Genomic DNA, 21,711 nt, shown 5'->3' on the forward strand with positions numbered 1-21,711 from the left:
TCGCCGGAGGCCGCCGTTTGCGTCATGGTGCTGCCCTCCTCCGGATCGCCGTGCCGGTCGCGACACGCGCGTGTGCGTCAAGTTATCGCATATTACTTTCTGTATCGGATGGAAGGCTCGGCAATTCGAGCGTGTCCGGAGAGCGAGGTTTTTCGGCGGAGCGGATCCGCGCGGGGCGCAGGGCGCACGGAGCGGCGCGGGCACGGCCGGGAGCCGGTGCCGCGCGCCCTCGCCCGGGCTACTGAGTGCCCTCGTAGTGGCGGAACTCCTGGGCGAGGAAGTCCAGGAACGCGTCGACCTGGGCGGGGTCGTAACCGGGTCGGGCGCGTGTGGTGGAGAACTTGACGCGGTCCACCTGCGCGGCGGTCAGCGGTGCACGTTCGCGGCGGCCGTGCATCAGGGCCTCCAGCGTCGCCTCGGCGCTGTCCAGGAAGGCGTCGACCTCCTCCTCGTTGTAGCCGGTGGTGAGCCGGGTTGTGGAGAACTGCTGGTTGCGGATGTCCTCCGGACGTATCGGCGGCCGTCCGCCCTGCGCCGAGGGAGGCGGTCCGGTGGGCGGCGCGCCGCCGGGCGGAGGCGCCATCGGATCGGGGCCCGGAGGCGGCGGAACGGGGCCGCCCCCGGGCCCCGCGCCGTGCTGGGGTCCGGGGCCGTGCCGGCCCGGCCCGTGCGGCGGGTAGGGGCCCTGCTGCGGCCCCTGTCCGTACGGCCCCGCGGGCCCGGGCCACGCCGTCTCGGAGGCGCGAACGAGGCCGTGCCTCCGAAGCTCGGCCGAGATGACGTCGAGGAAGGCGTCCACCTCGTCCTCGTCGTAGCCGGGGCTCAGCCGCGTGGTCCGGAACTTCGCGCCGTCCACCTCCTCTGCGGTCATGGGCGGCGCGTTGCGCGGACCTCCGTGAAGGCCCGCGAGCGTGGCTTCCACCCGATCGAGGAAGGCGTCGACGTCCTCCTCGTTGTATCCCGGGCGCAAGCGCACCGTGTTGAACTGCTTGCTGCGGATGTCAGCCGGTGTCAGAGGCATGGCTACATTGTGCCGATTCCTCGGCCGAACGTGGGCGAAGACCACTCCGCTCGGCGCTGCCGAAACCGGCCGCGCGGGGTCGGCGCGGGGCCGGCTCCGGAGGCGCCGTCCGGTCCCCGCTCGCGGGCGCGGCTGCCGATCCGCGCGGGCGCCGCCGCTCCGGGCCTCTCAGACGCTTCCATGCAGCCTGCGGAAGACACGGCGCGCGGCCCGACGGATCCAGCGCTCACGCCCTTCGGGCGGGCACGCCGCCCATCAGCGGTCTGGCCTCCCGGCCGGCCGGCAGGGGCACGGTCGGAGAACAGAAGCCGAAGGATTCCGGTGTCGGAAGCGCTCACCTGCCGGCGGCTGCGGCACCGAGTCTTTCCGACTCGGCACGTCCCATCAGGCGCCGGAGCCGCGCGTGCCGTCCGGGTCGTCCGGGCCGCTCTCCAACTCCGCGCAGATCGCGTCGACGGCGCTGTCGACCTGCTGCCGGTCGGAGCCGCGCAGGGTCCGGGGCAGCGCGTCGCGCCGGTCGCGGAGGGCGGCGGCCGCCGCACGCGCGGCGGCGGCGTCGCTCTCGCCGCCGCGCAGCGCCCGCAGCGCCTCGGCGCCCGCGTCGACCAGCTCCGCAGTCGCGATGGGGTCGTAGCCGCGCAGGACCCGGTCGAACTCGGCCACCGGTAGCTCGGCACGCCCCTCGCCCTCCGGAGCGGCCCCCGTCTCCTCGCCGCGGACGGCGGTCAGCGACTCCATCAGCCGCTCGAAGGCGGCGTCCACCTGCGCGCGGTCGAAACCGCGCAGGACCAGGTCGAACGCGGCGCGGTCGCGCGCCTCCCGGGGCGTCACGGTCCCGGGGGCCGCGGGGTCGTCGACGCTCCGCTGCAGTGTCTCCAACAGGGTCAGGACCTGCCGGCGGTCGTAGCCGCGCAGCACGACGTCGAACTCCAGGGGCACGTCCGCCGCCGGTTTCGACGGTGCCGGTGGCCGGAATTCGGGGGATGAATCGGTCATTACGCGATTATCGGGTAAGGCGTGGCGCCTGCGACACCCGCCCGCGCTTCCGCTTCCGGCCGCATCCGCGCCCGCCGAACGTTTCCGCAGGCCGGCCGCCCGAGACCGCAATCGGTCGGCCGGTTCGCGCTCGGGCCGGCGATAGGTCGAAGCGCGCGCCGGGCGGCCTACTCGCCCTCGCCGCTCTGCTCGTCCTGCAGGTAGCGGCTGATGCCCGCCGCGACCGCCTTCGCGGCCTTGCCGCGCCACTGGGGGTCGGAGAGGTCGGCGGCGTCCTCGGGGTTGCTCATGTTCCCGGCTTCCAGGAACACCTTCGGTACGTCGGAGAGGTTCAGGCCGCCCAGGTCGGTGCGGTGGTCGAGGCCGTCCTCGGCGATGTAGTCGGCGCGCTGCTGCCCGGTGTTCTCCTCGAACTCCGCGCGCACGTCCACGGCCAGCCGCTGCGAGCGCTCGGCGATGTCGTCGGTGTAGCCCTCCAGGTCGCCCGGGGCGATGACATGGAAGCCCTGACCGCTAGCGGGGCCGCCGTCGGCGTGGATGGAGATCGCCGCGTCCGCGTCCGCCTCGTTGCCGATCTCGGCGCGCTCCGTGATGCAGGGGCCGACACCCTCGTCGTCGTCGCGGGTGAACACCACCTCGGCGCCGTCCTCCTCCAGGACGCCCCGCAGCCGCTTGGCCACGTCCCAGTTGAAGGCGTGCTCGGTGTAGCCGTCGTCGGTCTCGGCGCCGACGGTGTCGCAGGCCTTGCTTCCGTGCCCGGCGTCGACGGGCTCCGCGATCTCCTCGGCGGCGTCGGCGTTGCCGCCGTTGTGGCCGGGGTCCACGACGACCGTCGTGCCCGCCAGCGGGCCCTGGGGGGAGGCCGAGCCCTCGCCGTTGCCGGAGCCCCGGTCGTCGGCAGGCGCGGACCCCGAGCCGCCGGAGGAGGGCGGGGGCGCCGCGGACGGGTCGGGCGTGCCGTCTCCGTTCGTCGCCGAGCAGGCGGGCAGGGCGAGGACGGCCGCCGCCATGAACGGCGCGATCAGCGGGATCGCCCCCGGTGCGGCGGGTTTCGTACGCATGATGGTCTACGGCGTCCTTGCGTCGGGGAGAGTGGGGGTAGAGGGAGCGGGGACCAACCTAGCCGGTATACGGAACTTTCGCTTCCGTGCACGCGTCATATCGTGAGTAGTGCGGAGGTCGGCCGTTCCGGCCGCACCCCCGAGCCACACGAAGTCGAGGTGGAGTCGATGCGCAAGAGCAACCGCGCCGCCGCCGGGGCCGCGGCATGGCAGGCCGTGCAGCACAACGCCCGGCCGGGCGCACCCGGCCTGGGGGAGCGCGCCGCAGCGCTGCCGCGCATGCTGATGTCGCGCCTGCGCGGTCGATACGACGGGCTCAGCGTTAGCCGACTGCTGATGTTCGTCCTGGGGCTCGTCTACGTCGCCTCGCCGATCGACCTGGTGCCCGAGCTGTTCGTTCCGGTGCTGGGCCTGGCCGACGACGTCGGCGTCGCCGTCTGGCTCGCCACCAGCCTGATGGGCGAGTCCGAGCGCTACCTGGAGTGGGAGCGGCGCGACGAGTACGTGCAGGGGCACGTGGTCGGCTGAGCCGCCCCGTACCGCTGAAGGCGCCCGGCCCGAGCCGTCGGGCCGGGCGCTTCGGTGATCGCCGCCGCGTCGAAGCGCTTCGCCGATTTTCCGGTCGTCCGGCGGCCCGCCTGACGTCGCCGAACGCCCTCCGCGGCGATCACGCTGCGAATCCGTTCGCTTTCCGCCCGTTGACTCGTCGCCGGGTTTCTCCGCAAACTGACCGCGAAGCTCCGTCCGCGCTCACCCGGAACCACCCTCCTCCCCTCGATCCCCCTTACGTGAGCCGTCATAGTCGAACCGGTTCGAAACGCCGCCGCAGCAGCGGCGCAGCCGGAGCCGAGCGCGGGCCATCCCCCACTGCAAGGAGCCTGACGTGTCCTCGGCATTTCCTCCCTTCCCCATCCCGCCACGGCCGTCGGAGGCCGACGGCCGCGCATCCCTTGGGCGCCGCCTTGCGCCGCGCCTCGCGCGCCCGGGCGCGGCCGCAGCGGCGGCGGTGTTTGCCGCGGCCGCCCTCACCGCGACCGGATCGGCGGCCCCCGCGCTGGCCGCGCCCGACTACCGGTGGCGCAACGCGCAGATCGAAGGCGGCGGCTTCATCCCCGGCGTCGTGTTCAACCAGTCCGAGCCGGGCCTGGCCTACGCCCGCACCGACATCGGCGGCGCCTACCGCTGGGACGGCGGCGCAGGGCGCTGGAGGCCGCTGCTCGACTGGGTGGGCTGGGACGAGTGGGGCCGGACCGGCGTCGCCGGGCTGGCCACCGACCCCGTCGAACCCGACAACGTCTACGCCGCTGTAGGCACCTACACCAACGACTGGGACCCGGACAACGGCGCGATCCTGCGCTCCCGCGACCGCGGCGAGACCTGGGAGGCCACCGAGCTCCCGTTCAAGCTGGGCGGGAACATGCCCGGCCGCGGCGTCGAGCGGCTCTCGATCGACCCCAACGACAACAGCGTGCTCTACCTGGGCGCACCCGGCGGCAACGGACTGTGGCGCAGCACCGACTACGGCGAGACGTGGTCCGAGGTGACCGCGTTCCCCAACCCCGGCGACTACGTGCAGGACCCCGGCGACTCATCGGGCCTGTCCAGCGACAACCAGGGCGTCGGCTGGATCGCCTTCGACAAGGGCAGCGGCTCGCCCGGACGCCGCACGCAGGACGTCTACGTAGGCGTGATGGACAAGGAGAACACCGTCTACCGCAGCACCGACGGCGGCCGGACCTGGGAGCGGGTGCCGGGCCAGCCCGAGGGCCACCTGGCCATCGAGGGGGTGGTCGACCACGAGAACGGCCTGCTCTACATCTCCACCAGCGACACGGGCGGTCCCTACACCGGCGGCAGCGGCGACGTGTGGAAGTTCGACCTCGCCACCGGTGAGTGGAGCAACGTCAGCCCGGTGCCGTCGGGCTCCGAGGACAACTACTTCGGCTACGGCGGCCTGACCATCGACCGGCAGAACCCCGGGACCCTCATGGTCAGCACGCAGATCTCCTGGTGGCCCGACATCCAGATCTACCGCACCACCGACGGCGGACAGAGCTGGACCCAGGCCTGGCGCTACGGGGCCTACCCGGAGCGGATCAACCGCTACGAGATGGACGTCTCGGCCTCGCCGTGGCTGACGTTCGGCAAGAACCCCGATCCGCCCGAGACCGCGCCCAAGCTCGGCTGGATGACCCAGGCCATGGAGATCGACCCGTTCGACTCCGACCACATGCTCTACGGCACCGGCGCCACCCTCTACGGCACGCGCGACCTCACCGACTGGGACGGCGGCGAGACCGTCACCATCGAGCCCAGCGCCCGCGGCATCGAGGAGACCGCGGTCAACGACCTGGCCGCACCGCCCGGCGACGTCCCGCTGGTGTCGGCGCTGGGCGACATCGGCGGGTTCCGCCACGACGACCTGGACCGGGTGCCCGACCTCATGCACACCGGCCCCTTCCACGGCAATGTGACGTCGCTGGACTTCGCGGAGCTGGCGCCCGAGCACTTCGTGCGGGTCGGCAGCGGCGACGACGACTCCGTCCCCTCCATCGCCGTCTCCGCCGACGGCGGTGCCACATGGGAGCCCGGCCAGGAGCCCTCCGGTGTCACGGGTCCGGGCACCGCCGCCATGGCCGCCGACGGCTCCGCCGTCGTGTGGAGCGCCGACGGCGCCGGGGTGCACCGCTCCACCGACTCCGGTGCCTCGTGGTCGGCGTCCTCGGGCGTCCCCAAGGGCGCACGGGTGCAGGCCGACAGGGTCGACCCGGACGTCTTCTACGCCTACGCCGGCGGCTCGTTCTACGTGAGCACCGACGGCGGCGCCACCTTCCGGGAGTCCGCCGCCCAGGGGCTGCCGCAGAGCAGCGTCCGCTTCGCCGCCGTGCCGGGCGGCAAGGGCGACGTGTGGCTCGCCGGCGGATCCGAGGACGGCGCCTACGGACTGTGGCACTCCACCGACTCCGGCGCGGCGTTCGAGCGCGTGTCCGGCGTGGAGCAGGCCGACACCGTCGGTTTCGGCAAGGCCCGGCCCGGTTCGGACTACCCCGCCGTCTATACCAGCGCGAAGATCGACGGCCGGCGCGGGATCTACCGCTCCGACGACGGCGGCTCCCACTGGACGCGGATCAACGACGACGAGCACCAGTACGGCTGGACCGGCGCCGCCATCACCGGCGACCCCGACGTCTACGGCCGGGTCTACGTCGGCACCAACGGCCGGGGCATCGTCTACGGCGACGCCGCGGGGACCTCGCACTGGCAGGGCGGCGAGGCGGGCTGGTGGCAGGAAGGCGACGGCGAGTACTGGGAGGGCGGCTGGGGCGAGTGACGCTCCGCCGCCCGGGCCGGCGTCCGCGCCGTCCGCGTGCCGCTCACCGTGCACGCGGGCGGCGCGGCGCCCGCGGGGACGTCACGAGGCGCCTTCGTCGGCCGCCGCCGCGCCGCCGTCCTTCGGCGGAGCGGGCAGCGGCAGCCGCCCGCTCTCCATGGCGTCGACCATCGCCACCGCACCGCCGCGCGCGGCCGCGGTCAGTCCCAGCTCGGAGGTCTCCACGGCACATCCGCCCGCGCCGGGCGCGAACGCCAGCTCGCGCACCGCCGCGCGGCACGCGGGCAGCAGCCACGGCGCAAGCGGGACGAAGTACCCGCCGAGCACCACCGCACCGGGGTTGACCAGGTTGACCAGCATCGCGGCGCCCCGTCCCAGCCAGGCGCCGGCGGTGTCCAGGGCCTCGACGGCGACGGTGTCCTCCGCGGCGGCGCGCTCGACGGCGGTTTCGACCAGGTCGGCCAGGTCGGCCCGGCTGAGCGCGCCCCCAGGAAAGCGGTCGGGCAGCGCTGCGCGCAGGATGGCCTCGATTCCGGCCAGCGCCTCCAGGCAGCCGCGCCGACCGCAACCGCACTCGGGACCGTCCTCGACCATGCGCACGTGCCCGATCTCGCCGGCGAAGCCGGCGGAGCCGCGCATCAGCTCGCCGTTCATCAGCACACCGGCCCCGATGCCGACCTCGCCGGTGATGTAGACGAGGTCCGCGGTGTGCGCGAGGTGGCCGCCGCGGTACTCGGCGACGGCGCCCAGGTTGGCGTCGTTGTCGACCAGGACCGGGACGGGCGCTGCGCCCGCGCGGTCCATCAGCTCCTCGATCCGGCTGCGCAGCGGGGTCCCGAGCCAGGCGAGGTTGGGCGCGCGGGTGACGACGCCGTTGGGGGAGTCGACCAGGCCGGGCACCGCCACGCTCAGCCCGATCACGGAGCGGCGGCGCAGTGCAGGAGCCGCCGCCACCTCGGAGACCGCGGAGACGATGCGATGCGCGCAGGCGTCGGGGCCCGCGGAACGGGCGTCGAAGGGGATGTGCCGGGTGACGAGGTCGCGCTCCAGCAGGTCGACGGCGACCACGGAGAGGTAGTCGACGTTCACCTCGACGCCGATGGCGGCGATGGTCCGGTCGTCGAGCGCGAGCATCACGCCCGGCCGGCCGACCCGGCGCTCGGCGGACTCGCCGGTCTCGCGGAGCAGGCTGCGCGCGATGAGGTCGGCGACCAGGCTGGAGACCGTCGTCTTGTTCAGCCCGGTCGCGGCGGCCACCGCGGCGCGGGAGCAGGGGGCCAGCGTGCGTACGGCCCGCAGTACAACGCCCAGGTTGGTCTCGCGGACGTCGTGGAAGCCGGTGGGGCCGACACGCATGTCCCGCATGTGGCCTCCCCTCCCGCCTTCGTCTTCTGTTCGGCGTCCGCGCGCGGTGCGGTGGCGCGGGGTCGAGACGCTGCGCGGCTCCATCGTGAAGATACCGACAGCCTCGACTCGGCGGCAAAGGCCCCCGCCCCGTGCAGCAGGCACGACAGGCGCGGACGGCCCCCGGCAGGCGGGAGGGCGGGCCGCCGTGCGGCCCGCCCTCAGCGGTCGGGGAGTCGACGCGCGCTCCCCACTCGATCCCCCCGGATACGGCACAAGCCGGGGGAGATCACTCCGAGCGCTGGCTGGGGATACCGGCCAGCAGAGCGCGGACCTCGGTCTCGCGGTAGCGGCGGTGGCCGCCAAGGGTCCGAATCGAGGTCAGCTTGCCCGCTTTCGCCCAGCGTGTGACGGTCTTGGGGTCCACGCGGAACATGGTGGCGACCTCGGCAGGGGTCAACAGGGGCTCCGCCTCGGGCGTGCGAGTTGACATGTGTACGGCCTCTCCTCCTGGATCTGTGTGCCGATCCTGAGCCTTATCCTGGCACTTGGCCCGGATGTCCAATATTGCCCTCGTAGGTGTCTATATTGGCATCACCCGAGGTGATTACGCGACCACTTAACGCGACTTTGTCGGATGGGAGGTCGCAAAGTCGCCCATGAGTCGCGTCACGCTGAGTGATTCTAGCGACACGTTTAGTGGCATGTGGCGTATTCGGTCAAAACTTCGTTCTCCGGCCCTGTTTTTCTCGATCCGGTGAACCGGAAGTGCTAGAGACGGCCCGACTGAAACCCGGGGCGCCGCACGCGGCGGGTGACGGCGCTCAGGTTCTGGCCTGGCCTTTCATCGGCGCGGGCAGTGTGAACGGGGTATGTGTCTTCTCCCATCGACACCTCTCCCGTGTCACGTACATCCCCGGTGTGCCCCGGCTTTCCGGTTACGCAGAGTGCAGTCGGTGACCGGTTCGATACAGTCTATGTCGATCTGTATGGAGTAGTATGCCCAGTTTCGACGGCGTTGATGCCAACTGTGAAGCTCGTCCAGACATATCCGCCTGTCAGAACGCGCTTGGCTGACCGCGTTGGGTGAGAAACCTGGCCGCCAGGTTGGGCTTCGGCGTGGCGGCAAAGCCGAGCGGCCGCTGCGGTCACGTGGTGAAGCCGTGACCCTCAGTTGGCGTGCTTGAGGGCCTCCATCTCCTTCCACCGCCGCGAGACCCGCTGGTACATCGCCGTCGCGAGCTCCTGCTCGCCGGTCTCCAGGCCCGTCAGCGCGGCGCCCACCTCGGCCACCGACTGGTCCTGGCGCAGGCCCTCGTCGTCGACGAGGTGCACCAGGCCGCCGTAGTCCAGCTCCAGCAGGGCGCGGGGGTGGGCGACCCCCAGCAGCCAGTCCTGCAGCCCCTCGGCCTCTGACAGCGCTGAGCTGTCGCCGACGTGCTCGCGCAGCAGGGCGATCGCCCGCTCCAGGCGCCGGCGGGCCTCGGCCATCCTGGCCACGTACAGCAGCGTCCGCGGCGCGGGGCGCGCGCCTCCGGCCGGATGGCGGGCCCGCTCGCCGCGCAGGCCGTGCTCGGCGGTGTCGGGGTCGGCCGCGTCGGCCGGCTGCTGCTCCTCGCCGCCCAGCACCAGGCAGCGCTCCTCGGCGTCGAAGGGCGAGAACCAGGCGATCGGCACCGTCCAGGTGCTGGTCAGGATCTGCGTGCGCATCGGCTCGCCGCGCTCGCGCCACTGCTCGAAGCGTGCTTCGGCCGCCTCGGCGACCGGCTCGGGTATGAAGGCCGCGCTCAGCCGCGCCGGGGTTTCGGTACGGAAGTCGCGCAGGCCTAGCCAGGACCGCAACCGGGTCTGCCATGGGCAGACGTACACCTCGCCGCCCAGGCGCCGGACGTAGGCGTCGCCGCTCTCGCGCTCGGGGACCGGGACGGGCGGGGCGGACACCAGGCGGCGCAGGCTCTCGGCGTGCTCGGTCGCGACCGCGTCGCTGCGGCGGGGCCGCCGCGACGACGCGGCGTAGGCCCGCCAATAGGCCTTCTCGCGGTTGGAGAACGCGATGAGCGGCTGATAGACGCGGAGGTAGGCGGCGTAGGGCAGGTTGGGCAGCACGCGGGGAATCGTGGCACAGATCGCCGCGTCCGGCATGCGCGGACCTGCCTGCCGATACGCCGACGTGCCCCGCGATACGGGGAACAACCGCGGTGCGCCGCGTCGTTGACCGGACAAGGAGCCCGCGGTACCGGGAGGGTCGGATCCGCGGCTCTCGGCGGCACCCGCCGCCGGGGATGCACCGACACGCCCGGGCCGCACGGTCCGCCTCGTGTGCCCGCCCCTGGCCGCCTGTTAGGCATGGGCGGCGTAGGCAGGTAGGGCCCAAACCGGGTACGGTTGTATCCGTACGTAAGCTGGCGCCTGTCGTCAGTGCGGTGACGGCCGTCAGCCCGGCATTGCGGTTTTGCTAGTGATCTGGGGTTTGTCCGAACCCAATCGTTGAGGGGGTCGAGCCATGGGGCGCGGCCGAGCCAAGGCCAAGCAGCAGAAGGTCGCTCGGAGGCTGAAGTACAACTCCGGCCACACCGACCTCGATCAGCTGCGGGCAGAGCTGGGTGTCGCTGAGGATGACGGGGCAGCGCCGGATTCGCCGGACCAGCCTCACGAAGACCCTTACGACGACCTGGTCGACCGTTATGCGGATCTCGCAGAGGATCCGAGCGGCGGGAAGTCGGTCGAAGAGGAGTCCGACCGCTCCGACAGCCTCCGCTGATCAGTCGCTTCCGGAGCCGGTGACGTCCGCATGACCGGGTCTGAGCCCGCTGACACGCACAACATGCTCTGAAACACAGCCGGTTCGCGCCGCCGCGGTGGCGCGAACCGGCTGTGTTCGGGGCCGACCCGCTCCGCGGCTCTACGCATAGGCGCCTTCCAGCCGCGCCTTCCCGCTTCCGGCGACCACCGAGCCCGCGTGCCAGGCGGGCACTCCCCGCTCCTCCAGCAGCGCGAGAGCCCGCTGCGCCGATGCGGACGGCACCAGGGCGGCCATGCCCACACCCATGTTGAACGTCGCCTCCATGTCGGCCGGCCCCACGGCGCCGCGCTCGGCGACGAACGGGAACACCGCCGGCGGCGACCAGGTCGCGCGGTCCACCACTGCGTCGAGCCCCTCGGGCAGCGACCGCGCCAGGTTGGCCGCCAGCCCGCCGCCGGTGATGTGGGCGAATGCGTGCACCTCGACCGCCCCGGCCAGTGCCAGGCAGTCCTGCGCGTAGATCCGGGTGGGCTTGAGCAGCTCCTCGCCCAGCTCGGTGCCGAGCTCGGGCACGCGAGCGTCCAGCCGCAGCGCGGCCTCGTCGACCACGCGGCGCACCAGCGAGTACCCGTTGGAGTGCAGCCCCGACGAGGCCATCGCGATCACGGCGTCGCCCTCGCGCACGCGCTGCGGGCCCAGGACCGCGTCCTCCTCCACGATGCCCGTGCCGGCCCCCGCGAGGTCGTACTCGTCCGGGCGCATGGCGTCGGGGTGCTCGGCGGTCTCGCCGCCGGAGAGCGCGCACCCGGCCTGGCGGCAGCCTTCGGCGATGCCCTTGACCAGCTCGGCGACGCGCTCGGGCACGACCCTGCCGCAGGCGATGTAGTCGGTCATGAACAGCGGCTCGGCGCCGCAGACGACCAGGTCGTCGACGACCATGCCGACCAGGTCGAGGCCGACGGTGTCGTGCCGGTCGCACCGCTGGGCGATCATCACCTTGGTGCCCACGCCGTCGGTCGAGGTCGCCAGCAGCGGTGAGCGGTACCGGGAGGTGTCGAGCCGGAAGAGTCCGGCGAACCCGCTGGGGTCGGCGACCTGCTCGGGGCGGCGGGCGCGCCCGACGTGCTCCTTCATCAGCGCGACCGCGCGGTCGCCGGCCGCGATGTCGACACCGGCGGACGCGTACGCCGGCGTGCTGTTGGCACCCTCTGCCACGCGAAACCTCTCAACTCGTTGCGGTGGTCCGGTCGGCGGTCCCCTCCCGGCCCGTGCGGGCCGGTGCGCCCGCACGGCTGCGGGCCGGGGGCCCGGATCAGCGCCGACCGCTCGCCAGCGGCCGCTCGGTGGCGTTGCCGCAGGACTTCTCCAGCAGGTACTTGCCGCGGGCGCCTTCGTCGACCTCGATCGGGTAGACGCCGTCGAAGCAGGCGCGGCAGAGCCGGTCCTTGGGCACCTCGGTGGCCTCGACGAGCTCGTCCAGCTCGACGAAGGCCAGCGTGTCGGCACCGATCGAGGCGCGGATCTCCTCGGTGGAGAGGTTTCCGGCGACCAGCTCGGCCTTGGTGGCGAAGTCGACCCCGTAGTAGCAGGGCCACATCACGGGCGGGCTGGAGATGCGGACGTGCACCTCGGCGGCGCCGGCCTCGCGCAGCATGCGCACCAGCGCCCGCTGGGTGTTGCCGCGGACGATGGAGTCGTCGACCACGACCAGCCGCCGGCCCTCGATCACCTCGCGCAACGGGTTCAGCTTGAGCCGGATGCCGAGCTGGCGCAGCGTCTGGCTGGGCTCGATGAACGTGCGGCCCACGTAGGAGTTCTTCACCAGGCCCTGGGCGAAGGGGATGCCGCTGCCGTCGGCGTAGCCCACCGCTGCGGGGGTGCCGGACTCCGGCACCGGGATCACCAGGTCGGCCTCGGCCGGGTGCTGCTTGGCCAGGCGCCGGCCCACCTCGACGCGGCTGGAGTTGACGTTGCGCCCGGCGATGGTGGTGTCGGGCCGGGCGAGGTAGACGTACTCGAACAGGCAGCCCTTGGGGGCGGCGGGCGCGAAGCGCTGAGAGCGCACGCCCCGCTCGTCGATCGTCAGCAGCTCGCCGGGCTCGATCTCGCGCTCGTAGGTGGCGCCGACGATGTCCAGCGCGGCGGTCTCGCTGGCCACGGCCCAGCCGCTCTCCAGCCGGCCCAGCACGAACGGGCGGATGCCCTGCGGGTCGCGGGCGGCATAGAGGGTGCTCTCGTCCATGAACGCCAGCGAGAACGCGCCCTGCACCTGGGGCAGCAGCTCCAGGGCCGCCTCCTCGGTGCTGCGGTCGGGGTTGTCGGCCAGCAGGCCGGTGAGCACCTCGGTGTCGGTGGTGGCGCCGCGGCGCTCGTCGGGCAGCATCGCGGCGAGCTCGGGGGTGTTGATGAGGTTGCCGTTGTGGCCGAGGGCCAGGCCGCCTTCACGCGCGGTGTAGAAGGTCGGCTGCGCGTTCTCCCACACCGGCGACCCGGTGGTGGAGTAGCGGCAGTGGCCGATCGCGAGGTGGCCCTGCAGGGAGTCGAGCGTGGCCTCGTTGAAGACCTGGGACACCAGGCCCATGTCCTTGTAGACGACGATGCGCTCGCCGTCGCTGAGCGCGATGCCCGCGGACTCCTGCCCGCGGTGCTGCAATGCGTAGAGGCCGAAATAGGTGAGCTTGCTGACTTCTTCGCCGGGCGCCCAGACCCCGAAGACCCCGCATGCGTCCTGCGGGGCGCGTTCGTGCGGGTCGAGATCCGTGGTGAGCCGGCCGTCGGGTTGCGCCACGGTGTCCAGCTTAGTCGCCGGCCGCCGGAGCTGCGTCCACCGGGGCGCGGGGAGGCCACAGCGGGAGCAGCGGCGAGAGGTCCGCCCGGACGCCGCTGGCGCTGACAGCGCCGGCGTCTACGGCCTCCTGCCATGCGGTCGCGCCGACCGCCAGCGCGAGCCAGGTCAGCGGGTCGGTCTCGACGACGCCGGGAGGAGTGCCGCGGGTGTGCCGGGGCCCTTCGACGACCTGCACGGCCCCGTAGGGCGGCACCCGCACCTCCAGGCTGTGGCCGGGCGCGCGTTCGGCGAGCTCGGCCAGCGTGCCGCGCACCGCGGCCTTGACGGCGGGCCGCTCGGGGGCGGCTCCGGCGTCGCGGGCGCGCAGAACGGCCTCGGCGCAGGCGCTGAGCACGAGCGCGGGGCGGTCGCGGCCGGAGTAGGGCGCCTCGCCGAGCGCGGCGAGCTGGGCGTCCAGGCCCGCGCGCAGTGCGGCGTGGCGCCGCTGGGCGGCGGTGGGCTTGGCGGGCATGCACCCGAGGATAGGCAGCGCGGAACACGCGCGCCCCGCCCGCCGCCGCGACCGCCGGCGTGCGAGCGGGGCCGCCCGCGCGAGGGCCGCGGGAACCGGCGCGGTGGGCCGGGTTGCGGCCCGTCCCGGAAGTGCGGCGGCATTGGTCACGAAAGGTTGCCGAATCTCCCGGACCCAGGGAAACTGTCGGTCGAGGGACAACACGTGGACCAGGACATGAACACACCGTTCCGCGGCGGTGACGCGGCGGACCGGGCGGCGGGCACGGCGTCCGCCCGCATGTGATTCGCGTCGCTTCCGCGGAGTTCTCTCCCGAGGTGTCCGAGACCGGGGCCGCCTGCGGCGCTCAGCGGTGCGCCGGGGAGGCGAAGATAGGATGAATGCTCCACTACGTCGGCTTTCGCAGCCGCTGACGCGGTCCAACTGAACAAGGGATACCAGCCGCCCCCGGGTCGCGGTACGGGGGCGCCGCGCGGTCGCGTCCGCGGTGCAGCCGCGGTCCCCGGCCGGACGAGTGCCCATAACATCCCTGAGGACGATCACCGCACTTCGGGAGATTGATGTGCGTCTGCGCCTGACCCCGCGTGATGACAGCTACTTCGAGATGTTCGCCGACGCCGCGAACAACCTCGTCATCGCAGCACGCCTGCTGGTGGAGCTCATCAGCGAGGGCGCTGACCGCGATGCCATCGCCGAGAAGATGCGCGCCTGCGAGCACGCCGGCGACGACCGCACCCACGCGATCATGCGGAGACTCAACGAGAGCTTCGTGACCCCCTTCGACCGCGAGGACATCTACCGGCTGGCGTCGTCTCTGGACGACGTGATGGACTCCATGGACGCCGCCGTCGACCTGGTCGGGCTCTACGGCCTCGACCGCCTGCCCAAGGGCATCATCGACCAGATCGAGGTGCTGGAGCGCGCGGCCGAGCTGACCGCCGAGGCGATGCCGCGGCTGCGCTCGATGAAGGACCTCACTCGCTACTGGATCGAGATCAACCAGCTGGAGAACCAGGCCGACCAGATCTACCGCCGCCTGCTGGCCAAACTGTTCAGTGGGGAGTACGACGCCCTCACCGTGCTCAAGCTGAAGGACGTCATCGAGGAGCTGGAGACCGCCGCCGATGCATTCGAACACGTCGCCAACACGGTCGAGAGCATCGCGGTGAAGGAATCCTGACTCCCCCCGCCACAGCCCCGACCGAACGCTTGGCTCTGACGTGCCACTCGACTCCGTGACGCTGGGCGCGGTTGTGTTCGCCGCGCTCGTCTTCGCCTACACCAACGGCTTCCACGACGCCCCCAACTCCCTGGCGACCGCCGTCTCGACGCGGACGCTGGGCCCGCGCGCCGCCGTGATCATGGCGGCGGTCATGAACGTGATCGGCGCCTTTCTCGGCGAGGGGGTCGCCCGCACCATCAGCCGCGACATCATCCACCCGCCGGAGGGCACCGGCGGGGCGGCCGTGCTGCTGGCGGCGCTGATCGGCGCGATCGCCTGGAACGTGGCCACCTGGTCCAAGGGCATGCCCTCGTCGTCCTCCCACGCTTTGGTGGGCGGGATGATCGGCGCGGCGCTGGCCTCGGCGACCACGGTGGAGTGGCGCGGCGTGGCGTCGGACTTCGCCCTGCCGATGGTCGTCTCGCCGCTGATCGGCGGGCTGCTCGGCTACGGCGCGATGCTGGCGATCCTGTGGCTGTTCCGCAGGACCAACGTGCGGCGCATCACCCGCAACTTCAAGATCGCGCAGAGCGCCTCCGCGGCCGCCATGGCGCTGGGCCACGGGTTGCAGGACGCGCAGAAGACCATGGGCGTGGTGGTCCTGGCCCTGGTCACCACCGGCTACCAGAACTCGTACGACGTACCGCTGTGGACGGTGTGCGCCGCGGCGGGTGCCATGGCGCTGGGCACGCTGACCGGTGGCTGGCGCATCATGCGGACCCTGGGCCGGCGGGTGATCCAGCTCGACGCGCCCCGCGGCTTCGCCGCCGAGAGCACCGTGGCCGCCGTCTCCTACGCGACCTCGTTCATCTGGCAGGTGCCGGTCTCCAACACCCACCTGATCACCTCGGCGATCGTGGGCGTGGGCGCCACGCGGCGCCTGTCGGCGGTGCGCTGGGGCATGGCGGGCAACATCGTGGTCGTCTGGCTGGCCACGGTGCCCGGCGCGGCCGTGGTGGCCGCCGCGGCCTACGTGCTGCTCAGCACCGCACTGCCGATCTGACCGGGCCCGCGGCGCCGGGCGGGCCGGCCGCCGCACGCCCGGCCGCCGAAGGCGGATGCGCGCCGGCGGAGCTCCGGCTCCGCCGGCGGCGATCCCGGCTGCGGCTACCCGAACCGGCCGGTGATGTAGTTCTCGGTCTCCTTCTTGTCCGGCTTGGTGAAGATCTTGTTGGTGTCGCCCATCTCGATCAGCCGGCCCGGCTGGCCGGTGCCCGCCAGGTTGAAGAAGGCCGTGCGGTCGCTGACGCGCGCGGCCTGCTGCATGTTGTGCGTGACGATCACGATCGTGTAGTTCTCCTTGAGCTTGGCGATCAGGTCCTCGATCGCCAGCGTGGAGATCGGGTCCAGCGCCGAGCACGGCTCGTCCATGAGCAGCACCGTCGGCTCCACCGCGGTGGCGCGGGCGATGCACAGCCGCTGCTGCTGACCGCCGGAGAGGCCCGCTCCCGGCTTGTTCAGCCGGTCCTTGACCTCCTCCCAGAGGTTGGCGTCGCGCAGCGACCGCTCGACGATCTCGTCGGCGCGGCGCTTGTTCATCCGCTGGTTGTTCAGCTTCGCGCCGGCGATCACGTTGTCGTAGATGGACATCGTCGGGAACGGGTTGGCGCGCTGGAACACCATGCCGATCTCGCGCCGCACGGCGACGGGGTCGACGGACGGGTCGTAGACGTCCAGGTTGTCCAGCATCACCTTGCCTTGGACGCGGGCACCGGGGGTGACCTCGTGCATCCGGTTGAGGGTGCGCAGGAAGGTCGACTTGCCGCAGCCCGACGAGCCGATGAAGGCGGTCACCGAGCGGGGCTCGACGGTCATGGTCACGTCCTCGACCGCCTTGAAGTCGCCGTAGTAGACGTTCAGGTCGGAGACGTCGATTCGCTTGGCCACTGGAGAATCCTCAGGTGAGTCAGGTTGAACGTGCTGGTCGTGTCGGGTGCGGCGTCACCGGGATCGGGGGGACAGGAAGCGCGACACCAGGCGGGCCGCGAGGAACAGCAGCATGACCACCAGGATCAGGGTCAGCGCCGCAGCCCACGCACGCTGCTCGGCATAGACTCCGGCCTCGCCGGAGAGGCCCATGTCGCGGACCGCCTTGTAGATGTAGACCGGCAGACTCATCATGTCGCCGTCGAGAGGGTTGGCCTGGATCCGTGTCGACGCCATGCCCGCGGTGAGGATCAACGGCGCCGTCTCCCCGATAACGCGGGCCAGCGCGAGGATGATTCCCGTGGTCAGCCCGGCCACGGCGGTGGGCAGCACCACCTTCACGATCGTCAGCCACTTGGGCACGCCGAGCGCGTAGGAGGCCTCGCGCAGCTCGTTGGGCACCAGCCGGAGCATCTCCTCGCTGGAGCGCACCACGACGGGGATCATCAGCACCGACAGCGCGATCGCGCCGGCCAGGCCGTTGGTGTTGCCCGGACCGAAGAGCAGGATCCACAGGGCGACCACGAAGAGGCCCGCGACGATGGAGGGGATGCCGGTCATGACGTCGACGAAGAAGGTGATGGCCTGCTTGAGGCGGCCGCGCCCGTACTCGACCACGTAGACGGCCGTCATCAGGCCGATCGGCACCGAGATCACGGTCGCCAGGCCGGTGATCACCAGTGTGCCCACGATGGCGTGGTAGACGCCGCCGGCGTCCATGCTGGGGATGACGCCGTTCATGGAGACGCTGAGGAAGTACAGGTCGAACCGCTCCATGCCGAAGACCACCACGGTCGCCAGCAGCGAGACCAGCGGCACCATGGCGACGATGAAGCAGCAGTAGACGATGCCGGTGACGAACCGGTCCGCCGCCCGGCGCCCGTTCTCCACCGTCGCCGAGACGGTCGTGACCGCCGCCAGGTAGACGATTCCCGCGACCACCGCGACCGGGACCGGGTGGAAGGCGCCCAGCAGGTAGAAGGCGCCCGCGACGACGATCAGACAGCCCGCGAGCAGGGCGAGCGGGAAGTACGTCGGCAGGGTCCGGGTGTAGAGGCCCTCCGCCTTCAGGTTCGGCCCGTCGCCGGGGCTGCCTGCGGCGGTCTGCTTTTCCGTGGTGGTCATTCGGTGAACTCCTTGCGCCGCGAGACGACGAAGCGGGCGGCCATGTTCACGGCCAGGGTGATCGCGAAGAGGACCAGGCCGGCGGCGATCAGGGCGGAGACGCCGGTGCCCGTCGCCTCCGGGTACTGCAGGGCGATGTGCGCGGCGATGGTCTGGTTGCCGCTCCGCAGCAGGTAGGGGGAGATGACCAGCGACGGGGAGAGGATCATCGCGACGGCCATCGTCTCGCCCAGCGCCCGGCCCATGCCGAGCATGGCGCCGCCGATGACGCCGGGCCGGCCGAAGGGCAGGACCGCGACGCGGATCATCTCCCAGCGCGTGGCCCCCAGTGCCAGGGCGGCCTCGCGGTGGGCCTGGGGGACCTGGGCGAACACGTCGCGCGACATCGCGGTGATGATCGGCAGGATCATCACCGCGAGGACCATGCCCGCGCTGAGCATGGTCCGGCCGGTGGAGGAGACCGGGCCGGCGAACAGCGGGATCCAGCCCAGGTACTCGGCCAGGAACCGGTAGAAGGGTTGGAGTTCCTGGGTGAGGTAGATCAGGCCCCACAGGCCGTAGACGACGCTGGGGATGGCCGCCAGCAGGTCCACCACGTAGCCCAGCAGCGCGGCGAGGCGCCGGGGGGCGTAGTAGACGATGAACAGCGCGATCCCGATGGCGATCGGGGTGGCCAGCACCAGGGCGATGAGCGCCGCGAGGACGGTGCCGAAGGCGAGTGAGGCGACACCGAACCGCACCGCGTCGCCCGGGGCGGACTCGGGGCTCCATTCGGTGCTGGTGAAGAAGTTGGCCTCGTTGGCCGTGAGGGAGCTGAGGGACTGCACGATCAGGAAGACGGCGACACCCGCCAGGATCGCCAGGATCAGCAGCCCCGCCCCGCGAGCGGAATTGGCGAAGACGAGGTCGCCGAGTCGGCGTTTGCCCCTGGGGGCGTCGGCCGTCTGAGACGAGTCCGTGGTTGTCATGTAAGGCTCCGGTCGAATTCGGTCATGGATCGCCACCGGGCGAATGGTGCGCACGCCGGCCGTGCCGGTGCGCGCCGCCGGAAGTCATTGTGCTGGTCGTCGCTGGGTGGTCCGGCACACGGTGGGGTGTAGTCCGCCGTGGGAGTATGCGCGCCCCGGACATGCCGAAACCGCCGACGGCGGGGCTCGCACCTGGTGCGAACCCCGCCCCGGCGGAGGAGATCTGCGATCGGGTGATCAGGAGCCCGCGGAGATCTTCTCGATGGTGCCCACCAGGGTGTCCCGGGTGTCCTGGCTGATCGGCGCGGAGCCGGCCTCCTCGGCCGCGGCCTGCTGGCCCTCCTCGCTGACCACGTAGCTCAGGAAGCTCTTGACCAGGTCGGCGTCCTTCTGCTCTTGGTACTCCATGCAGGCGATGTGGTAGGAGATCAGCACGATCGGGTAGACGCCGGACTCCTCGGTGGTGTAGTCGAGCTCGACCGCGTGGTCGTTCTCCGTGTTCTCCTCGCGGGGGTCGGAGGCGTCCACGATGGCGGCGGCGGCCTCGGGGCTGTACTCGACGTACTCATCACCGACGCCGACGCTCACGGTGCCCAGCTCGCCGACGTGCGATGCGTCGACGTAGGTGATGGTGCCCTGGCCGCCCTCGACGGCCTGGGTGACGCCGCTGGAGCCCTGGGCGGCCTCGACCGGCTCGATCGGCCAGTTGCCGCTCACCTCGTGCGGCCAGGCGTCGCCGGCGGCCTCGGAGAGGTAGGCGACGAAGTTCTCGGTGGTGCCCGACTCGTCGGCGCGGTTGACCGGGACGATCTCCTGGTCGGGCAGGTCGGCGTCGGGGTTGAGCTCGGCGATCTCCTCGTCGTTCCACTTGGTGATCTTCTGGTCGAAGATCTTGGCGATGACCTCGGGGCTCATTTTCAGCGAGTCGACGCCGTCGAGGTTGAACGCCACCGCGATGGGGGCGATGTACGCGGGCAGGTTGACGACCTCGGAGCCGTTGCAACGCTCAGTGGCGTCCTTGGTCTCGGTCTCGTCCAGCGCGGCGTCGGAGCCGGCGAAGGAGACGCCGCCGCTGATGAACTGCTCGCGGCCGGCGCCGGAGCCTACGGAGTCGTACTGCACGATCGAGTCCGCGCAGGCGCCCTCCCATGCGGCCTTCCACGCCGCCATCGCGTTCTCCTGGGAGCTGGCGCCCGCGCCGGAGAGGGTGCCGCCGCCGTCGACGCAGTTCACGTCACCGGCGGCCTGCTGGTTCTGGGGGTCGACCGCCTGGTCGCTGCCGCAGGCGGTGAGTGCAAGAGCGCCGGCGAGGGCAATCCCCGCGAACTGGCTGTACTTGGAGAGCTTCACAGCCCCGATGTCCTTCCTTTGGACTTCGTCACCTTTGGGCGAGCCCGGTCGATGACCTCGCCAAATGCGAAGGTAGGCACGCGAAGTGACCAGAGGTCCCAAGCAGGGTGAACGCAGGGTGAACTGGGGCGTGAGACTGCGGGAAGGAGTGGCGGCTCACTGATGGCTGCGCGGTGAACCGCGTTCAGGTCACGCGGATGTCACGCCGACACGCCGAGTGTGACCAGGAGACGTCACCGCCGATGGGCGGGATATCACGCTGTGTTCGTGATCTCGCAGGTAGGAGCGGTGAGCGCGGCGCGCTCGGCTCATCGTGCGGCGTACATCACATCGGCGTCCCACACCGAGAACCCCAGCGACTCGTAGAGCCGGACGGCGGCCCGGTTCTCCTCGTCGACGTAGAGCAGGACCCACGGCAGCCCGCGCTCGTGCAGGTGGCGCAGGCCCACGAGCGTCAGCGCGCGCCCCAGTCCGGTGCGCTGCCAGGCCGGGTCGACCCCGACCGCGTAGACCTCGCCCACCGGCTCGTCGGCCAGCCCGGCGCCGTCGGCGTGCACCTTGGTCCAGTGGAACCCTGCCAGGGCCCCCGTGGCGGTCTCCTCGGCGAGGAAGAAGCCGGCGGGGTCGAACCAGTCCTCCTGCTCCCGCTCGCGCAGGTCCGCGAGGGTCATCCCGCCCTGCTCGGGGTGATCGGCGAACGCGGCGGCGTTGGCCCTCAGCCACTCGTGCTCGTCGTCGCCGGCCCGGAACGGGCGGATCACCACCTGCCGGCCGACGGCCTCGGGCAGCACCGGTTCCGGCAGCGCCGCGCCGCCGCCGTGCTGCTGCGCCTCGGCGGGAACGCCCCGCTCGTCGGCGCGCAGCCGCATCCGCATCTTCAGCAGCCCGCGCACCTGGGTCCAGCCCGCCGTGCGGGCCAGCGCCACGGCGCCCTCCGTGCGGCCGTGCGCCCACACGCGCAGCCCCTCGCGGGGCGCGTCGTCGGCCAGCGAGCGCAGCAGCGCGTCGCCGTGCCCGCGGCGCCGCGCCTCGGGCGCGACCACGAACTCCGCGGAGTCGGGCTCGCCGTCGGCGCGCGCGGCGAAGGCGAAGCCCACGAGTCCCCCGGCGGGGCCGGCGCCGCCGGCCGCCGGGTCGGCGGTGGAGGGCGCCTCGGCGGCCAGATGAAAGCGCGCGGTCCCCGCGGATGCGCCGTGCCGGATCCGCAGCAGGGTCTGCTCGGACAGCGGCGCGACGCCGTCGTGGGCGCCGGCCGCCTCGGCCAGCGCGACGACGGCTGCAGCCTCGTCGGGCGAGAGGGACTCGGTGGTGCGCACGTGGGTCAT

At 72.1% G+C, this 21,711-nt stretch carries 19 protein-coding genes; 5 read left to right on the forward strand and 14 right to left on the reverse strand.

Annotation, left to right across the window (positions count from 1 at the left end; all coding sequences use genetic code 11):
* Positions 1-238 precede the first annotated feature (238 nt).
* The 3 genes from ABEA15_RS09660 to ABEA15_RS09670 form a co-directional block, all read right to left on the reverse strand.
* A complete protein-coding gene (locus tag ABEA15_RS09660; protein WP_345556354.1) occupies positions 239-1,021 on the reverse strand; it encodes a DivIVA domain-containing protein in 783 nt (260 codons plus the stop codon).
* 384 nt (positions 1,022-1,405) lie between these two features.
* Positions 1,406-2,017 carry a hypothetical protein gene (locus ABEA15_RS09665; RefSeq protein ID WP_345556355.1) on the reverse strand — a complete coding sequence of 204 codons (612 nt, stop codon included), beginning with the start codon at positions 2,015-2,017 and terminating at the stop codon, positions 1,406-1,408.
* 167 nt (positions 2,018-2,184) lie between these two features.
* The gene (locus tag ABEA15_RS09670) at positions 2,185-3,078 is read right to left on the reverse strand and encodes an N-acetylmuramoyl-L-alanine amidase (RefSeq protein WP_345556356.1); all 894 of its coding nucleotides are present in this window, start codon (positions 3,076-3,078) and stop codon (positions 2,185-2,187) included.
* 102 nt (positions 3,079-3,180) lie between these two features.
* Here ABEA15_RS09670 and ABEA15_RS09675 point away from each other — a divergent pair, with 102 nt between their 5' ends.
* Both ABEA15_RS09675 and ABEA15_RS09680 read left to right on the forward strand, forming a co-directional pair.
* Positions 3,181-3,606 carry a YkvA family protein gene (locus ABEA15_RS09675; RefSeq protein WP_345556357.1) on the forward strand — a complete coding sequence of 142 codons (426 nt, stop codon included), beginning with the start codon at positions 3,181-3,183 and terminating at the stop codon, positions 3,604-3,606.
* Between the two features lie 355 nt (positions 3,607-3,961).
* Positions 3,962-6,409 (forward strand): xyloglucanase, encoded by a 2,448-nt coding sequence (locus tag ABEA15_RS09680; RefSeq protein ID WP_345556358.1) that lies wholly within the window; start codon positions 3,962-3,964, stop codon positions 6,407-6,409.
* 81 nt (positions 6,410-6,490) lie between these two features.
* On the opposite strand, the gene ABEA15_RS09685 is transcribed toward ABEA15_RS09680, so the two are convergent.
* From ABEA15_RS09685 to ABEA15_RS09695, 3 genes are all read right to left on the reverse strand, one after another.
* The gene (locus tag ABEA15_RS09685; protein ID WP_344142496.1) at positions 6,491-7,774 is read right to left on the reverse strand and encodes an ROK family protein; all 1,284 of its coding nucleotides are present in this window, start codon (positions 7,772-7,774) and stop codon (positions 6,491-6,493) included.
* Positions 7,775-8,042: 268 nt separating this feature from the next.
* The gene (gene bldC, locus ABEA15_RS09690) at positions 8,043-8,246 is read right to left on the reverse strand and encodes a developmental transcriptional regulator BldC (protein WP_011293174.1); all 204 of its coding nucleotides are present in this window, start codon (positions 8,244-8,246) and stop codon (positions 8,043-8,045) included.
* Between the two features lie 677 nt (positions 8,247-8,923).
* On the reverse strand, positions 8,924-9,859 hold the full coding sequence (locus ABEA15_RS09695; protein WP_345556359.1) for a DUF8083 family protein: 936 nt from the start codon (positions 9,857-9,859) through the stop codon (positions 8,924-8,926).
* Between the two features lie 397 nt (positions 9,860-10,256).
* On the opposite strand from ABEA15_RS09695, the gene ABEA15_RS09700 reads away from it, so the two are divergent.
* The gene (locus tag ABEA15_RS09700) at positions 10,257-10,514 is read left to right on the forward strand and encodes a DUF3073 domain-containing protein (protein ID WP_344142502.1); all 258 of its coding nucleotides are present in this window, start codon (positions 10,257-10,259) and stop codon (positions 10,512-10,514) included.
* A gap of 141 nt (positions 10,515-10,655) precedes the next feature.
* Here the strand turns inward: ABEA15_RS09700 and purM are convergent, their stop codons facing one another.
* The 3 genes from purM to ABEA15_RS09715 all read right to left on the reverse strand — a co-directional run bounded on the left by purM (position 10,656) and on the right by ABEA15_RS09715 (position 13,795).
* On the reverse strand, positions 10,656-11,711 hold the full coding sequence (gene purM, locus ABEA15_RS09705; protein WP_345556360.1) for a phosphoribosylformylglycinamidine cyclo-ligase: 1,056 nt from the start codon (positions 11,709-11,711) through the stop codon (positions 10,656-10,658).
* 97 nt (positions 11,712-11,808) lie between these two features.
* Complete coding sequence (purF, locus tag ABEA15_RS09710; protein ID WP_345556361.1) at positions 11,809-13,284, reverse strand: amidophosphoribosyltransferase; 1,476 nt, start codon at positions 13,282-13,284, stop codon at positions 11,809-11,811.
* A 10-nt stretch (positions 13,285-13,294) separates the two neighbouring features.
* Positions 13,295-13,795, reverse strand: a complete 501-nt coding sequence (locus ABEA15_RS09715; RefSeq protein WP_345556362.1) for a sterol carrier family protein — start codon at positions 13,793-13,795, stop codon at positions 13,295-13,297.
* A 562-nt stretch (positions 13,796-14,357) separates the two neighbouring features.
* On the opposite strand from ABEA15_RS09715, the gene ABEA15_RS09720 reads away from it, so the two are divergent.
* Positions 14,358-14,975, forward strand: a complete 618-nt coding sequence (locus tag ABEA15_RS09720) for a DUF47 domain-containing protein (protein ID WP_344142507.1) — start codon at positions 14,358-14,360, stop codon at positions 14,973-14,975.
* A gap of 40 nt (positions 14,976-15,015) precedes the next feature.
* Positions 15,016-16,020 (forward strand): inorganic phosphate transporter, encoded by a 1,005-nt coding sequence (locus tag ABEA15_RS09725; protein ID WP_345556363.1) that lies wholly within the window; start codon positions 15,016-15,018, stop codon positions 16,018-16,020.
* Between the two features lie 104 nt (positions 16,021-16,124).
* Here the strand turns inward: ABEA15_RS09725 and pstB are convergent, their stop codons facing one another.
* From pstB to mshD, 5 genes are all read right to left on the reverse strand, one after another.
* Positions 16,125-16,904: a phosphate ABC transporter ATP-binding protein PstB gene (gene pstB, locus ABEA15_RS09730; RefSeq protein ID WP_311546964.1), complete on the reverse strand. Its 780-nt coding sequence runs from the start codon at positions 16,902-16,904 to the stop codon at positions 16,125-16,127.
* Positions 16,905-16,958: 54 nt separating this feature from the next.
* Positions 16,959-18,068, reverse strand: coding sequence for a phosphate ABC transporter permease PstA (gene pstA / locus ABEA15_RS09735; RefSeq protein ID WP_344142510.1), 1,110 nt, complete (start codon positions 18,066-18,068; stop codon positions 16,959-16,961).
* The gene (gene pstC / locus ABEA15_RS09740) at positions 18,065-19,036 is read right to left on the reverse strand and encodes a phosphate ABC transporter permease subunit PstC (protein WP_345556364.1); all 972 of its coding nucleotides are present in this window, start codon (positions 19,034-19,036) and stop codon (positions 18,065-18,067) included. The genes pstA and pstC overlap by 4 nt, the downstream gene beginning before the upstream one ends.
* Positions 19,037-19,273: 237 nt before the next feature.
* Positions 19,274-20,386, reverse strand: a complete 1,113-nt coding sequence (gene pstS, locus ABEA15_RS09745; protein ID WP_345556365.1) for a phosphate ABC transporter substrate-binding protein PstS — start codon at positions 20,384-20,386, stop codon at positions 19,274-19,276.
* Positions 20,387-20,694: 308 nt separating this feature from the next.
* Complete coding sequence (gene mshD, locus ABEA15_RS09750) at positions 20,695-21,711, reverse strand: mycothiol synthase (protein ID WP_345556366.1); 1,017 nt, start codon at positions 21,709-21,711, stop codon at positions 20,695-20,697.

Source organism: Streptomonospora halophila (assembly GCF_039542725.1).
GTDB lineage: Bacteria > Actinomycetota > Actinomycetes > Streptosporangiales > Streptosporangiaceae > Streptomonospora > Streptomonospora halophila.

Bases quoted from the DNA above. Each gene is read 5' to 3' on its own strand.
- ABEA15_RS09660 (WP_345556354.1), bottom strand. From the start codon at position 1,021: ATGCCTCTGACACCGGCTGACATCCGCAGCAAGCAGTTCAACACGGTG.
- ABEA15_RS09665 (WP_345556355.1), bottom strand. From the start codon at position 2,017: ATGACCGATTCATCCCCCGAATTCCGGCCACCGGCACCGTCGAAACCG.
- ABEA15_RS09670 (WP_345556356.1), bottom strand. From the start codon at position 3,078: ATGCGTACGAAACCCGCCGCACCGGGGGCGATCCCGCTGATCGCGCCG.
- ABEA15_RS09685 (WP_344142496.1), bottom strand. From the start codon at position 7,774: ATGCGGGACATGCGTGTCGGCCCCACCGGCTTCCACGACGTCCGCGAG.
- bldC (WP_011293174.1), bottom strand. From the start codon at position 8,246: ATGTCAACTCGCACGCCCGAGGCGGAGCCCCTGTTGACCCCTGCCGAG.
- ABEA15_RS09700 (WP_344142502.1), top strand. From the start codon at position 10,257: ATGGGGCGCGGCCGAGCCAAGGCCAAGCAGCAGAAGGTCGCTCGGAGG.
- ABEA15_RS09715 (WP_345556362.1), bottom strand. From the start codon at position 13,795: ATGCCCGCCAAGCCCACCGCCGCCCAGCGGCGCCACGCCGCACTGCGC.
- pstA (WP_344142510.1), bottom strand. From the start codon at position 18,068: ATGACCACCACGGAAAAGCAGACCGCCGCAGGCAGCCCCGGCGACGGG.
- pstC (WP_345556364.1), bottom strand. From the start codon at position 19,036: ATGACAACCACGGACTCGTCTCAGACGGCCGACGCCCCCAGGGGCAAA.
- mshD (WP_345556366.1), bottom strand. From the start codon at position 21,711: ATGACCCACGTGCGCACCACCGAGTCCCTCTCGCCCGACGAGGCTGCA.